This is a genomic window from Blautia sp. OM06-15AC (assembly GCF_003481425.1).
Taxonomy (GTDB): Bacteria; Bacillota; Clostridia; order Lachnospirales; family Lachnospiraceae; genus Fusicatenibacter; species Fusicatenibacter saccharivorans.
In genome coordinates this window covers 34242-49082 of record NZ_QULD01000011.1, presented here as the reverse complement: position 1 = coordinate 49082, position 14841 = coordinate 34242, and the positions used below count along the sequence as shown (strand labels likewise).

General features: G+C 51.1%; 10 protein-coding genes, 2 tRNA genes and 1 other RNA gene. 11 read left to right on the top strand and 2 right to left on the bottom strand.

Going from position 1 to position 14841, the window contains the following annotated elements; genetic code table 11:
• The first annotated feature begins 21 nt into the window (after positions 1-21).
• Genes rnc through ilvA form a run of 4 tightly spaced genes read left to right on the top strand, consistent with a single transcriptional unit; the run spans position 22 to position 6531 of the window.
• On the top strand, positions 22-714 hold the full coding sequence (gene rnc, locus DXB83_RS13240; RefSeq protein WP_055228392.1) for a ribonuclease III: 693 nt from the start codon (positions 22-24) through the stop codon (positions 712-714).
• 7 nt (positions 715-721) lie between these two features.
• A complete protein-coding gene (gene smc / locus DXB83_RS13235; RefSeq protein WP_117805082.1) occupies positions 722-4282 on the top strand; it encodes a chromosome segregation protein SMC in 3561 nt (1186 codons plus the stop codon).
• Between the two features lie 60 nt (positions 4283-4342).
• Positions 4343-5284 carry a signal recognition particle-docking protein FtsY gene (gene ftsY / locus DXB83_RS13230; RefSeq protein ID WP_022462735.1) on the top strand — a complete coding sequence of 314 codons (942 nt, stop codon included), beginning with the start codon at positions 4343-4345 and terminating at the stop codon, positions 5282-5284.
• A 35-nt stretch (positions 5285-5319) separates the two neighbouring features.
• Complete coding sequence (gene ilvA, locus DXB83_RS13225; RefSeq protein ID WP_055219017.1) at positions 5320-6531, top strand: threonine ammonia-lyase; 1212 nt, start codon at positions 5320-5322, stop codon at positions 6529-6531.
• A gap of 125 nt (positions 6532-6656) precedes the next feature.
• Here ilvA and DXB83_RS13220 read toward each other — a convergent pair.
• Both DXB83_RS13220 and DXB83_RS13215 read right to left on the bottom strand, forming a co-directional pair.
• Positions 6657-6741 (bottom strand) — tRNA-Leu (locus DXB83_RS13220).
• A gap of 25 nt (positions 6742-6766) precedes the next feature.
• Positions 6767-6851 (bottom strand) — tRNA-Leu (locus DXB83_RS13215).
• 203 nt (positions 6852-7054) lie between these two features.
• Between DXB83_RS13215 and DXB83_RS13210 the strand changes: the two genes are divergently transcribed.
• The 7 genes from DXB83_RS13210 (at position 7055) to DXB83_RS13180 (ending at position 14836) form a co-directional block, all read left to right on the top strand.
• Positions 7055-8062 carry a deoxyguanosinetriphosphate triphosphohydrolase gene (locus tag DXB83_RS13210; RefSeq protein WP_055218880.1) on the top strand — a complete coding sequence of 336 codons (1008 nt, stop codon included), beginning with the start codon at positions 7055-7057 and terminating at the stop codon, positions 8060-8062.
• A gap of 16 nt (positions 8063-8078) precedes the next feature.
• The gene (gene dnaG / locus DXB83_RS13205; RefSeq protein WP_055228390.1) at positions 8079-9857 is read left to right on the top strand and encodes a DNA primase; all 1779 of its coding nucleotides are present in this window, start codon (positions 8079-8081) and stop codon (positions 9855-9857) included.
• Positions 9858-9962: 105 nt separating this feature from the next.
• Complete coding sequence (gene rpoD / locus DXB83_RS13200; protein WP_055228389.1) at positions 9963-11105, top strand: RNA polymerase sigma factor RpoD; 1143 nt, start codon at positions 9963-9965, stop codon at positions 11103-11105.
• A gap of 29 nt (positions 11106-11134) precedes the next feature.
• The gene (locus DXB83_RS13195) at positions 11135-11833 is read left to right on the top strand and encodes a tRNA (adenine(22)-N(1))-methyltransferase (RefSeq protein WP_022462740.1); all 699 of its coding nucleotides are present in this window, start codon (positions 11135-11137) and stop codon (positions 11831-11833) included.
• Positions 11834-11950: 117 nt separating this feature from the next.
• Positions 11951-13606 carry a nucleoside kinase gene (locus DXB83_RS13190; RefSeq protein WP_022462741.1) on the top strand — a complete coding sequence of 552 codons (1656 nt, stop codon included), beginning with the start codon at positions 11951-11953 and terminating at the stop codon, positions 13604-13606.
• 100 nt (positions 13607-13706) lie between these two features.
• Positions 13707-14057: RNase P RNA component class A (gene rnpB, locus DXB83_RS13185), an RNA gene on the top strand.
• Positions 14058-14239: 182 nt separating this feature from the next.
• The gene (locus DXB83_RS13180; RefSeq protein ID WP_118666840.1) at positions 14240-14836 is read left to right on the top strand and encodes a Maf family protein; all 597 of its coding nucleotides are present in this window, start codon (positions 14240-14242) and stop codon (positions 14834-14836) included.
• Positions 14837-14841 lie beyond the last annotated feature (5 nt).

The window sequence follows — 14841 nt, the reverse complement described above, 5'->3', positions numbered from 1 at the left end:
AGGACAGGCTTAAAACAGGTTATGAATAATATTGATAAACTCGTGGATTTGGAAAAGAAGATCCAGTATAAATTTCAGGATTTCGGACTGCTGGAGATGGCGATGCGCCATTCTTCCTACGCAAATGAGCACCATATGGAGCGCCTGGAGTGCAACGAGCGTCTGGAGTTCTTAGGAGATGCCGTGCTGGAAGTTGTATCCAGCGAATTTTTATACAAGACATTCCCGCGTCTCCCGGAGGGCGAGATGACGAAAAAACGCGCCAGCCTCGTCTGTGAACCGGCACTGGCATTCTGTGCCCGTGAGATTGACCTTGGCAGCTTTCTGCTCCTTGGAAAGGGCGAGGAGGCAACCGGCGGCCGTCACCGCGATTCCATCGTTTCGGATGCTATGGAGGCAACGATCGGTGCGATTTTCCTGGACGGCGGCTTTGAACCGGCAAAAGCGTTCGTTCTGAACTATATCTTAAACGATATCGAACACAAACAGCTTTTCTACGACAGCAAAACGATTCTGCAGGAGCTGATCCAGGGTGAGACGGATGAAGAGATTGTTTACACCATCTTAAAAGAAGAGGGACCGGATCACGACAAGAGCTTCTGGGCACAGGTCAGCGTCGGAAAGAAAGCGCTCGGTACCGGAAAGGGCAGAACGAAAAAAGCGGCAGAACAGGCAGCGGCATACGATGCAATTCTTGCCAGAAAAAAAGCGTAGGTGAATTATGTATCTCAAATCCATTGAAATGCAGGGATTTAAGTCGTTTGCCAACAAAACCATTCTGCAGTTCCACGACGGTATTACCGGCGTTGTAGGGCCGAACGGCAGTGGAAAGAGCAATGTTGGCGATGCGGTGCGCTGGGTGCTCGGCGAACAGAGCGCCAAGCAGCTCCGCGGCGGAAATATGCAGGATGTTATTTTCTCCGGAACCGAGACGAGAAAGCCGCTCGGCTACGCGTCGGTTGCAATTACACTCGACAATTCCGACCACAAGCTGAATGTCGATTTCGAGGAAGTCACGGTGACGAGACGGCTCTACCGCTCCGGTGAGAGCGAGTATCTGATGAACGGCGCATCGTGCCGGTTAAAGGACATCAACGAGCTGTTCTACGATACCGGTATCGGAAAAGAAGGCTATTCCATCATCGGACAGGGTCAGATTGATAAGATTTTAAGTGGTAAGCCGGAAGAGCGCCGGGAGCTGTTTGACGAAGCGGCAGGAATTGTCAAATTCAAGAGAAGGAAGGCCGTGACCGAAAAGAAGCTGGCGGAAGAGCAGCAGAATCTGGTGCGCGTCAACGACATTCTCTCGGAACTGACAAGGCAGTTAGAGCCGCTGGAACGCCAGTCTGAGACGGCAAAGATTTATTTAAAGAAGAAAGAGGAATTAAAGCTCCTCGATATCAATATGTTTCTGCTCGAGATGGAGCGCATCCGGAACGATCTCGCGAAAGTAGAAGACCGGTACCGGATTACAGAAGAGCAGTTAAAGAGCACGAAAGAGGCTTTTGAGCATACGAAGCAGGAGTATGAAAAGCTGGAACAGGAGCAGGAAAAACTGGACCAGACGATTCTTTCTGCGCGCGATCAGGCGGGGGAGAATGCACTGAAACGTCAGCAGCTCGAAAACCAGATCGAGGTGTTGAATGAGCAGATTCATGCATCGGAGAGGAACAGCGACACATTAAGAGAACGTCTGGAGGCGATCCGCGCGGAGAGCCGCACAAAGACGGCAGAAAAAAATACATATCAGGCAGAAAAGGACGGGCTTCATGAAGCACTTCTTGCGTCAGAGACGGAAAAGAGTGAGAAAGAGGCCGCTCTCTCGGAATGCCAGGAGCAGATCCAGGCAGTCGAGCTGCAGAGTGAACAGGATAAGAGCGAAGTCATCGGCCTTCTGAACCAGCGGGGTTCCACGAAGGGAAAAATGCAGCGCTACGATGCGATGCTCGAGCAGATCGGCATCCGAAAGGCAGAATTAAGCCAGAGGGTGCTGCATTTAAAGACGAGTGAGTCCGAACAGAACGGGCAGATGGAAGAACTGCAGAACGCGTTTGAAGCGCTCGAAGAGACGGTAAGCAGCCTGAAACAGCAGTACCAGGAGGCAGATCAGAAGATTACCGCGCTGACGGCGGATCTCTCGAACCAGACGAAAGAGATGGAAGCCGGCCAGACCAATTACCACAGAGAAGCGTCAAGGCTCGAATCCTTAAAGAACATCACCGAGCGGTACGACGGCTATGGAAACAGTATTCGGAAGGTCATGGAGCAGAAAGACCGGAATCCCGGCATCCACGGCGTTGTGGCGGATCTTCTGCAGGCGGAGAAAAAGTACGAGACGGCGATCGAGACCGCACTTGGCGGTAGCATTCAGAATATTGTCACCGACAATGAGGCCACGGCGAAATACCTGATTGAATACCTGAAACGGGGCCATTTCGGCCGTGCGACGTTCCTTCCGCTCACCAGTATGCGCGGGAAAAAAGCGCAGGTGAATGAGGATGCGGCAAGAGAAACCGGTGTGCTCGGTGTGGCAAATGCACTTGTTTCGTACGACCCGGTGTATGAGGGCCTTGTGGCACAGCTGCTTGGAAGAACGCTGGTGGTCGACACGATCGACCATGCCATTGTGATCCAGCGGAAATACCGTCAGACGCTCCGCATGGTAACCCTCGAGGGCGAGCTCTTGAGCCCGGGCGGTTCCATGACAGGAGGTTCGTTCCGGAACAACAGCAATCTGCTCGGAAGACGGCGTGAGATTGAGGAACTCGAAAAGAGCGTACAGGGTCTTGCGAAGGAACTGCGGGAAATCCAGCAGGAACTTGAAGAGAAGAAAAATAAGCGGAATGAAATCCGCGATCTCCGCACCGAGCTGAATGAAAAACTGCAGCGGCAGTACATCGAGCAGAATACGGTGCGCCTGAATCTGGAAAAAGCGCGCGAGAAAAAGACGGAAATCCGTCTGGATTTTGAAGCGCTTCAGAAGGAGAGTCTCGAGATTGAAAATCAGATCGCCGAGATTGAGCGGAACCGGAAAGTCATCGGTCAGGAAATGCAGGAATCGGTGGAGCGGGAAAGCACGCTGCAGGAGAATATCCAGAAGGCGCAGGAAGCGCTTACAGGGCTTCGCCGCCGGGAAGCAGAATATACGAAGGATCTTGAAGAAATCCGGTTAAATTACGCAAATCTGTCCCAGAAGGATGGATTCCTTGCCCAGAACATCCGCCGTCTTGAGGAAGAGACGGGAAAACTGGAAGCGGAAAGCCGCACCATGCTGGAAAAAGCGGCGGAGGAAAAAGACGATGTCAAAAGGAAACAGCAGGACATCGTGGAGATCCAGAAGACGATTGCAGCAGCAGTGCAGGCAAAAGAAGAGGAAGACCGCCGGATTGTGGAACTGCAGGAGAAAAAAGAAGCATTAAGCGCAGATCACAAAGAATTTTTCGAGAAGCGGGATCAGCTCTCCGACCAGATTTCCCTAATGGACAAAGAGTGCTTCCGTCTGAACAGCCAGAAAGAAAAGCTGGAGGAGACAAAAGAGGCACAGACCTCGTATCTCTGGGAAGAGTACGAAGTGACACCGGGCCACGCAAGAGAGTTCCAGATGGAGGAAATTCCGGAGCGCAGTGAATTAAAGCGGCGTGTGCTGGAAGTAAAAGATGCGATCCGGAAGCTTGGCTCTGTCAATGTGAATGCGATTGAGGAGTACAAAGAGATTTCGGAGCGCCACGCCTTTCTCGATGCACAGCACACCGATCTTGTCAAAGCGGCAGAGACACTGCAGGGCATCATCGATGAGCTGGATGCCGGTATGCGCAAGCAGTTCACGGAAAAATTCGAGGAGATCCGGAAAGAGTTTGACCGCGTGTTCCGCCAGTTGTTCGGCGGCGGAAAGGGAACGCTGGAGCTCGAGGAGGACACGGATGTACTCGAGGCAGGTATCCGCATCATTTCCCAGCCGCCGGGAAAGAAACTGCAGAATATGATGCAGCTCTCCGGAGGCGAGAAGGCACTGACCGCGATTGCGCTGCTTTTTGCAATCCAGAACTTAAAGCCGTCCCCGTTCTGTTTACTTGACGAGATCGAGGCGGCGCTCGACGATTCCAACGTAACGCGTTTTGCGCAGTATCTGCATAAGCTGACAAAAAATACCCAGTTCATCGTCATCACCCACAGGCGCGGTACGATGACGGCGGCAGACCGTCTGTACGGCATCACGATGCAGGAGAAGGGTGTTTCTACCCTTGTTTCTGTCGATTTGATCGAGGGAGAACTGGACAAATAGAAACGAATAAGATACAATACGAAAGAAGTAAGATAGAAAAGATAAAGGGAGGCGAACGGTATGGCGGAGGAGAAAGTAGGCTTTTTCAAACGTCTTGTCAACGGTCTGACGAAGACCCGAGACAGCATTGTAGCTGGAATTGATTCTATTTTCAGTGGCTATTCCAATATTGATGACGATTTTTATGAGGAGATCGAGGAGATTCTCGTCATGGGAGATATCGGCATCAATACAACGACCAAAATTATTGACCACTTAAAAGAGCGGGTGGCAGAAGAGCACATTACCGATCCGGCAGAGTGCAAACAGCTTCTGATCGAGAGCATCAAAAAACAGATGGATGTAGGCGATACAGCCTATGAATTTGAAAACCGGAAATCGGTAGTGCTGGTGATCGGTGTCAATGGAGTCGGAAAAACGACCTCCGTCGGAAAGCTGGCCGGCCTTCTGAAGGATCAGGGCAAAAAGGTTGTTCTTGCGGCAGCAGATACGTTCCGTGCAGCGGCAGGCGAGCAGCTCACGGAGTGGGCGCACCGCGCCGGCGTGGATATCATCGGCGGACAGAACGGAGCAGATCCGGCGTCCATCGTGTACGATGCAGTCGCAGCGGCAAAAGCCAGAAATGCGGATGTGCTGATCTGTGATACGGCAGGAAGACTTCACAACAAGAAGAACCTGATGGAAGAGCTCCACAAGATTTACCGGATTCTGGAAAAAGAGTACCCAGAGGCATACCTGGAAACGCTGGTGGTGCTGGACGGTACCACGGGCCAGAATGCGCTGCAGCAGGCAAGACAGTTTGCAGAAGTGGCAAATGTCACCGGTATCATTCTGACGAAGCTGGACGGAACTGCAAAGGGCGGTATCGCCGTTGCCATCCAGTCCGAGCTTGATATTCCGGTCAAATACATCGGCGTGGGCGAGAGCATCCACGATCTACAGAAATTTGATGCAGACCAGTTTGTAAATGCACTGTTCCATACATCCGAAGAGAATGCTTAAAAAGACAACAAGGAGAAAAGACTATGGCAGAAGAAATGCTGACACTCCCGAAATTTGAGGAAGCGTCTGAAATCGTAAAAAAAGTAACACAGGAGACCAAACTGGTTTACAGCAAATATTTCAGCGAGCAGACGGGAAATAAAGTCTACTTAAAACCGGAAAATATGCAGCTGACCGGCGCCTATAAGCTGCGCGGTGCCTATTACAAAATCAGCACCTTAAGTGAAGAGGAGCGCGCAAAAGGACTGATCACCGCATCTGCAGGAAACCATGCACAGGGCGTTGCGTATGCGGCAAAATGCTACGGTGCAAAGGCTGTCATCGTAATGCCGACTACCACACCGCTCATCAAAGTAGAGCGTACCCAGAGCTACGGCGCTGAGGTTGTTCTGTACGGAGATGTGTACGATGAGGCATGTGCAAAAGCATACGAGCTTGCAGCAGAGCATGGCTATACCTTTATTCACCCGTTTGATGATCTGACCGTTGCAACCGGCCAGGGAACCATCGCTATGGAAGTGATTCAGGAGCTTCCGCTCGTAGATTATATCCTTGTTCCGATCGGAGGAGGCGGACTGGCTACCGGTGTTTCCACACTGGCAAAGCTGCTGAAACCAAACATCAAAGTCATCGGTGTTGAGCCGTCCGGAGCAGCCTGTATGAAGGCTTCTTTTGAAAAAGGCGAGGTAACGACCGTATCTCCTGTCAGCACAATTGCAGACGGTACTGCAGTACAGACACCGGGATCCAAGATTTTCCCGTATGTAAGACAGAACCTGGACGAGATCATTACTGTGGATGATGATGAGCTGATCGTAGCATTCCTTGATATGGTAGAAAACCACAAGATGATCGTTGAGAACTCCGGTCTTCTGACTGTGGCTGCATTAAAGCATCTGGATGTCAAGGGCAAAAAGATTGTTTCGATCTTAAGCGGCGGAAATATGGACGTCATCACCATGTCTTCCGTGATCCAGAACGGACTGATCCAGAGAGACCGTATCTTTACTGTATCCGTTCTTCTGCCGGATAAACCAGGCGAGCTGGTACGCGTTTCCCAGGTGATTGCAAACGAGAACGGAAACGTCATCAAACTGGACCACAACCAGTTCTTCACAACGAACAGAAGTGCTGCAGTAGAGCTCCGCATCACAATGGAGGCATTCGGCACCGATCACAAGAACCGTATTGTCAAAGCACTGGAAGAGGCTGGCTATACACCGAAGATTGTAAGACCGAACCTGTAAAAACAGAAATTGCAGAGAAAATTCTGAAAAAAAGAAAAATAAGAAATCAGAGGGATCCGGAAAGGAATTTCCTCTGATTTTTTTTGAGCAGGAAAAAACCCTTGCATGCACAAGGGTTTTCATTCTGCGGAAGATGGGACTTGAACCCACACGATCGCAATGACCACCAGATCCTTAGTCTGGCCTGTCTGCCAATTCCAGCACTTCCGCATGTTATGTAGTTTTTTAAATTTCATGCGGAAGATGGGACTTGAACCCACACGATCGCAATGACCACCAGATCCTTAGTCTGGCCTGTCTGCCAATTCCAGCACTTCCGCATGTTCTTTAAGTTTTTGTCATCTCGCTGACGACAAGATGTATTATAGCACCAGAGTTGTAAGCCGTCAACACTTTTTTTGAAAAAATTTGAAAAATTTGAAAAATAAAAAAGGAAATCGGAATCGGGCACCGAATATAGGAAATAGGAGGACAATGAAAAGAACTGTTACAGGCATATTACCGGGAAAGAGGTGGTCTTCGTTTGAACTTGAGAGAATCGTTTGAAGAACGGGAATTTCAGGAGCTGAGTCCTTATGCGGCGCACAGCCGGAATTCCAGAGGAAGGGACCGATATGAACCGGAGTGTGACATCCGCACCGTCTACCAGAGAGACCGGGACCGGATTCTCCACTCCAAAGCCTTTCGCAGGATGAAAGACAAAACACAGGTGTTTCTTGCTGCGCAGGGCGATCATTACCGGACCCGCCTGACGCACACACTCGAGGTGTCCCAGATTGCCCGCACGATTGCGCGGGCGCTGAATCTGAATGAGGATCTGACCGAAGCCATTGCGCTTGGCCACGATCTCGGACACACGCCGTTTGGCCATTCCGGGGAAGCGGCGCTCAATGCGGTGCATCCCGGGGGCTTCCGCCACGCGGAACAGAGCGTCCGTGTCGTGGAGGTTCTAGAAAAGGAAGGACAGGGCCTGAACCTGACCTGGGAAGTGCGGGATGGAATTCTGAACCACCGCACGGCGGGAAAGCCGTCGACCCTGGAGGGACAGGTTGTGCGTCTCTGCGACAAGATCGCCTACATCCACCACGATATGGACGATGCCATCCGTGCCGGCATTTTAAGCGAGGATGACATCCCGATTACGATCCGCGTCGTCCTTGGCGATACATGCCGCGAGCGGCTCAATACGCTGATCCACGACATTGTGGAGCAGAGCCGCGGAACGGAGTATGTGCGCCAGTCGGCGGAGATTGCCGAGGGCATGCGCATGCTGCGGGAGTTGATGTTCGCGAACGTCTACCGCAACCCGGAGGCGAAAAAAGAGGAGGAGAAGGCAAAAAAGATGCTGATTTCCCTCTACACCTACTACCAGGAGCACCCGGAACAGATGTCCCGCGAGTACCGGAATCTGATCGGGTGCGGCGAGGACAAGACACAGGTAGTATGCGATTACATTGCCGGTATGACCGATCAGTATTCCATGCACAAATACGAGGAGCTGTTCGTGCCGAAAGCCTGGGCGGTTTATTAGATACAGGGAGGAAAAAATGCGATATTCCGATGATTTAGTGGAAGAGATTCGTATGAAAAATGACATCGTAGATGTGATATCCGGCTACGTAAAGCTGACAAGAAGAGGAAGCTCTTACTTCGGGCTCTGCCCTTTCCACAATGAGAAGTCCCCTTCCTTTTCCGTCAGCCCAGGAAAGCAGATGTATTACTGCTTCGGATGCGGAGCCGGAGGAAATGTTTTCACATTTTTGATGGAATACGAAAACTTCACGTTTGTGGAAGCCTTGAAATTTCTGGCCGACCGGGCCGGGGTGGAGCTTCCGCAGATGGAGTATTCGAAAGAAGCAAAGGAGCAGGCGGATTTAAAGAACACGCTGCTGGAAATCAACAAACAGGCGGCGAAATTCTATTATTACCAGCTCCACACCGAACGCGGAAAACAGGGCTACGATTACCTGAAGGGGCGCGGCCTTTCGGATGATACGATTCGAAAATTCGGCCTTGGCTATTCAGATAAGTATGGAAGCCTGCTGTACCGTTTCTTAAAAGAAAAAGGGTATGACGATGAAATCCTGCGTCAGTCGGGCCTTTTTCTGGCGGACGAGGTGCATGGCATGCAGGACAAGTTCTGGAACCGTGTCATTTACCCGATCATGGATGCCAACAGCCGTGTCATCGGCTTCGGAGGCCGTGTGATGGGGGATGGAAAGCCGAAATACCTGAATTCGCCGGAGACAAAGATTTTCGATAAGAGCCGCAATCTCTACGGGCTGCATCTGGCGCGCTCTTCACGGAGAAAAAATCTGATTATCTGCGAGGGCTATATGGACGTCATCTCCATGCACCAGGCAGGATTCAATAACGCGGTAGCTTCTCTTGGAACAGCACTCACATCGCTGCAGGCGGGGCTGATGAAACGGTATACCGACGAGGTTCTTGTGATCTATGACAGCGATGAGGCAGGCGTCAAAGCGGCGCTTCGTGCGATTCCGATGCTCAAAGGGGTTGGTCTTACAACGCGTGTCGTCAATTTGAGACCGTATAAGGACCCGGATGAGTTTATCCAGCACGAGGGCTGCGAAGCGTTCGAAAAACGTCTGGAAGAGGCGGAGAACAGCGTTTTGTATGAGATCCGCATGAAGGAACGCGATTTCGACCTTGCCGACCCGCAGGGCAAATCCGATTTCCTGCATGAGGCGGTGCGTCGTCTCGTTGCAATCGAGGATGAGATCGAGCGGAACAGTTATCTTGAGGCAGTGGCAGGAAAATACGGGATTGCCGTCGAAGTACTGCGAAAGCAGGTCGGTCAGATGGCACTATCAGGAGCCGGAAGGACGGAGCGTGTCAAGCCGCGGAATACAGCCGCAAACAAAAAAGAGAAAGAGGGCGGTGTCGAAAAAGCACAGAAGCTGATGCTGACATGGATGACCTCTTATCCGGCGCTCATTGGAAAACTGGAAAAATATATTACGCCGGAGGATTTTACCACACCTCTTTACCGCCAGATTGCAGAGATGATTGTGCTGCAGTATCACGAGGGCGGGGTGAATCCGGCAAAGCTTTTGAATCAGTTTGTTGATTCCGAGGAGCAGAAAGAAGTTGCAGGCCTTTTTAATGCCAGAATCCCGCTGGAGACAGAGGAGGAAAAACGGCGCGCGCTGCATGATGTGATCTGCAATATGAAAGAAAACAGCATTGCGTATCAGTCGGCACATATGAATGTGACCGATATGGCGGCGCTGCAGAAGCTGATGGCGGACAAAAAGAGCCTGGAGCGGTGGAAAGCAGGGGAACTTCCGGATTTCGCTTTTTAAGGAGGCCTGGATACCAAAGAAAAACCCTGGAATCTTCTGTTCTGCGTGTTTAATTTCGCAGGGCAGGGACAGAATATATACAAGCTATGGAAGGATGGACAGTCAATGGAGTTCGATAAAGCAAAATTTATGGAAAAATTAAAAGAGCTGGTAGCATACGGCAAAAAGAAAAAGAGCGTCCTGGAATATCAGGAAATCAACGACTTTTTCCGCGATATGCCGCTGGATGCGGAGCAGATGGAGAAGGTATTTGAATACCTGGAGGCAAGCGGTATCGACGTACTGCGCCTCTCCGATATGACCGAGGATCCAAATGCGGCAGACCGCGATCTTCTCCTTCTGGACGACGATGACATCGACCTTTCCGAGGAAGAAGAGATCGATATGGAAAACATCGACCTTTCCGTTCCGGAAGGCATCAGCATTGAGGACCCGGTCCGCATGTACTTAAAAGAGATCGGTAAAGTGCCGCTTCTTTCCGCAGAGGAAGAGATCAAGCTGGCACAGAGAATGGAAGAGGGCGATGAGGATGCGAAAAAACGTCTGGCAGAGGCCAACCTTCGTCTCGTTGTTTCCATTGCAAAACGTTATGTCGGCCGCGGCATGCTGTTCCTGGATCTGATTCAGGAAGGTAACTTAGGCCTCATCAAAGCGGTTGAAAAATTCGATTACCGCAAGGGATACAAATTCTCTACGTATGCAACATGGTGGATCCGCCAGGCAATCACAAGAGCGATTGCAGACCAGGCGAGAACGATCCGTATTCCGGTTCATATGGTAGAGACCATCAACAAGCTGATCCGCGTTTCCCGTCAGTTACTGCAGGAGTTAGGCCGCGAACCTACTCCGGAAGAGATCGCAGAGGAGATGCACATGTCTGTAGAGCGTGTGCGTGAGATCCTGAAAATCTCCCAGGAACCGGTTTCACTCGAGACACCAATCGGTGAGGAAGAGGACAGCCACCTCGGTGACTTCATCCAGGACGACAATGTGCCGGTACCGGCAGACGCGGCAGCATTCACCATGCTGAAAGAGCAGCTCGAGGATGTGTTAAGCACGCTGACTGACCGTGAGCAGAAGGTTCTGCGTCTCCGTTTCGGACTCGATGACGGCCGTGCGAGAACCCTCGAAGAGGTTGGTAAAGAGTTCAACGTTACAAGAGAGCGTATCCGTCAGATTGAGGCGAAAGCGCTCCGTAAACTGCGCCATCCGAGCCGTTCCAGAAAGCTGAAAGATTACCTGGACTAATCTGCGAGGAAGAAAAGGACGACAGGAAAATGCAGTTATCAAAAAGACTTTCCGCGGTAGCGGAGTTTGTCACCCCGGGCGGCTGCCTGGTCGATGTGGGAACAGATCACGGCTATGTGCCGATTGCGCTGCTGGAACAGAAGAAGATTTCCTCCGCAATCGCCATGGATGTGAACCGCGGACCGCTGGAGCGGGCCAGGGAGCATATTGCGCAGTACCAGATGGGGGACTACATAGAAACAAGACTTTCCGACGGACTCCATGCCCTGCGTGCGGGAGAGGGTGATTCTCTTCTCATCGCGGGCATGGGCGGCGGGCTTACCATAAGAATTTTAAGCGAAGGTGAGCCGCTGCTGTCCGGTTTTCGGGAGCTGATCCTGGAGCCGCAGTCGGATATCGACCGCGTGCGTGCATGGCTTCTGGAACACGGATTTTTCCTTGCACAGGAGAATTTTGTAGAGGAGGATGGAAAATATTATCCGATTCTGCGGGCAGTGCCAGGGGAAAAGGAGAATCTGAAGGCGGAGGAGCTTTTCTATGGACCGCGCCTTCTGGAAAAGGAAAATCCGGTGCTGAGGGAATACCTTCTGAAACAGCAGGAGCAGAACCAGACGCTGATCCGCCAGCTTTCGGATCACTCCAGTGAAAAGGCAGCACAGCGCCTTTGGGAATTAAAAGAAAAAGAGGCAGTACTGGAATCTGCGCTTGCGCGTTTCCATACGATGTAACGACAGCGTTTGCACAAGAGGGGCGTGTCTGAAAATTTCAGCAGTTGTAATTTTCGGGCGCGCCTTTTCTGTCACTTCTGAATTTTCAGAAAGTTTTGCAAGAAGGAGGAATTACAATTGATTCAGGTAACAATTGATGGAAAAGGATACGAATATCCGGAAAATTGCTCTTATTATGAGATTGCAAAGGATTTTGAAAAAACAATGGACGCGCCGATTGTCCTTGTGAAAGTGGACGGACGGCTGCGGGAGCTGCACAAACAGCTGAAAAAAGACTGTGAACTGGAATTTGTGACAACGGAGGATGAGATCGGACATAAAACGTATCAGAGGAGTCTTTCTCTTCTGCTGGTAAAAGCGGTGTATCATGTGGGAGGCTACGATAAGATCCGCCATGTGATGCTGCATTTTTCGGCGGGTTCGGGCTTTTTCTACACGGTGGACGGCGATATCACGCTGAATCAGGAGTTTTTGGACGAAGTAAAAGCGTATATGCATGAACAGGTGGAAAAGGCGGTGCCGATTTATAAGCGGAGTGTCGATACGCACGAGGCGAGAGAACGGTTCCGGCTGCATGGCATGACGGATAAAGACCGCTTGTTCCGTTACCGCCGTGTCTCCCGTGTGAATCTGTACAGTCTCGGGGATTTTGAAGACTATTATTATGGATTTATGACGTATGATACGAGTTATCTGAAGTATTTTGATCTCTATTTATACGATGACGGCTTTGTGCTGCAGATGCCGGAGAAAAAGGCGCCGGAGACGGTGCCGGCGGCGAATCTCTCCCCGAAGGTGTTCCAGGTGCAGCGGGAATCGGAGCGCTGGGGTGAGCAGATGGGAATTTCCACGGTTGCCGACTTAAATGAACGCATCACGAAGGGCAATATTCAGCAGATGATGCTGATTGCGGAGGCGCTGCAGGAGCAGAAGATTGCGAAGATTGCGGAGCAGATTGCGGAAAGAAAGCAGGTTAAATTTGTGCTGATTGCGGGGCCGTCTTCCTCCGGAAAGACAACGTTCTGCAACCGGCTTTCCATCCAGCTTTCAGCGCATGGTCTGACGCCGCATCCGATCAGCCTTGATAATTACTATGTGAACCGGGTAGATACGCCGCGGGATGAAAACGGCGATTATGATTTTGAATGCCTGGAAGCACTGGATATCGAGCTTTTGAACCGGGATATGACAGCACTTTTGAACGGAGAGCGTGTGGAACTGCCGTATTTTAATTTTAAGACGGGCAAGCGCGAGTACAAGGGGAATTTTATTCAGATGAAGGAGACCGATGTGCTGGTGCTGGAGGGAATTCACGGGCTGAATGAAAAACTGACGTGGTCGCTTCCTTCGGAAAGTAAATTCCGGATTTATATCAGTGCGCTGACGCAGATTAATGTGGATGAGCACAACCGGATTCCGACGACGGACGGACGTCTGATCCGGCGGATGGTGCGCGACAGCCGGACGCGGGCAACGTCGGCGAAGGAGACGATTGCGATGTGGCCGTCGGTGCGCCGCGGCGAGGATCGGAATATTTTTCCGAACCAGGAGAAGGCGGATGTGATGTTCAATTCAGCGCTGGTGTATGAGCTTTCGGTTCTGAAGCTGTATGCGGAACCGCTGCTGTTCCAGATTGAGGAGGGAGAGCCGGAGTACCAGGAGGCAAAGCGGCTGTTGAAGTTTTTGGATTATTTTGTCGGAGTGCCGATTGAGGATATTCCCAAGAATTCGATTCTGCGGGAGTTTGTGGGGGGAAGCTGCTTTGATGTGTGAAAGGCTGTTTTGTATGGATTTGTGGGATCTGCGATTTGGGGATGGACAAGAAAGAGAGTTTGTGGTAAGATTATTAACTGTCTGATGTTCCGTTTTTGACAAAGTAAGATATGTAATCGCGGCTGGCAGGACCGAAAGGGGCCAGGTGAGGAAAGTCCGGGCTTCGCAGGGCAGGGTGCCGGATAACGTCCGGCGGAGGTGACTCCAGGGATAGTGCAACAGAGAGATACCGCCAGGTTTTTCCTGGTAAGGGTGGAAAGGCAGTGTAAGAGACTACCGTTTCTCTGGTAACAGAGAAAGCCATGTAAACCCCATCCGAAGCAAGACCGAATAGAAAACGTATATGGCTGCCCGTCATGTTTTCAGGTGGGTCGCTTAAGGGGACTGGCGACAGTTCCATTGGATAGATGATTACACACGACATAACCCGGCTTATCGTTTTGCTTTGCTTAAGACGGAAATTCAGGCATCTGGATAAAATAAGTACGCCGGGAACGGACACGAGTGGATTGTGTTCGTTCCCGGCGTACTTATTTTATCCGGCCATCCGGCGCAAGCCGCACATTCCCGCGGATCGCTGCATGGTGTGAAAAAAATGCATGTCATGAAAGAAAAAATAAAGGAGACAGCAGGATGAAAGTGATATTGGCTTCGGGGTCACCCAGAAGAAGAGAGTTGATGGAGATGTTGGGAATACGGTGTAAGGTTCAGGCTTCAGGGGCGGAAGAAGTTGTGACGTCTGCGGAACCGGAGATGGTTGTGGAGGAGCTTTCACGGCTGAAATGTCTGGATGTTGCGGAGATTACCGAAGGGGATGCCGTTGTGATCGGGGCGGATACGGTTGTGGCTTTTGAAGGGGAGATCCTTGGCAAGCCGAAAGGGATAGAACATGCCAGAAGCATGATGCAGCAGTTGCAGGGAAGGGTGCATCAGGTGTATACTGGAGTTACGATTGCGGTAACAGAGGGGGACGCAAAGCGTGTGGTATCGTTCTGTGACCGTACAGATGTAGAGTTTTATGCGATGACAGAGGAGGAGATAAACGGGTATCTTGCTCTTGAGAAAGAGGGGGAGGCTCCTGTGTGGTCGGATAAGGCTGGAGGATACGGAATTCAGACGGTGTTTGGGACAAAGTTTGTGAAAGGAATCCAGGGAGACTATTATAATGTGATGGGACTGCCGGCGTCCCGGGTTTATCATGAGTTGAAAAATCTGGGCGTTCTGGAATAGAAGGA

Excerpts from the sequence above, each read along its gene's own strand:
- rnc (WP_055228392.1), top strand. The coding sequence starts at position 22 with ATGAATAATATTGATAAACTCGTGGATTTGGAAAAGAAGATCCAGTAT.
- smc (WP_117805082.1), top strand. The coding sequence starts at position 722 with ATGTATCTCAAATCCATTGAAATGCAGGGATTTAAGTCGTTTGCCAAC.
- ftsY (WP_022462735.1), top strand. The coding sequence starts at position 4,343 with ATGGCGGAGGAGAAAGTAGGCTTTTTCAAACGTCTTGTCAACGGTCTG.
- ilvA (WP_055219017.1), top strand. The coding sequence starts at position 5,320 with ATGCTGACACTCCCGAAATTTGAGGAAGCGTCTGAAATCGTAAAAAAA.
- dnaG (WP_055228390.1), top strand. The coding sequence starts at position 8,079 with ATGCGATATTCCGATGATTTAGTGGAAGAGATTCGTATGAAAAATGAC.
- rpoD (WP_055228389.1), top strand. The coding sequence starts at position 9,963 with ATGGAGTTCGATAAAGCAAAATTTATGGAAAAATTAAAAGAGCTGGTA.
- DXB83_RS13195 (WP_022462740.1), top strand. The coding sequence starts at position 11,135 with ATGCAGTTATCAAAAAGACTTTCCGCGGTAGCGGAGTTTGTCACCCCG.
- DXB83_RS13180 (WP_118666840.1), top strand. The coding sequence starts at position 14,240 with ATGAAAGTGATATTGGCTTCGGGGTCACCCAGAAGAAGAGAGTTGATG.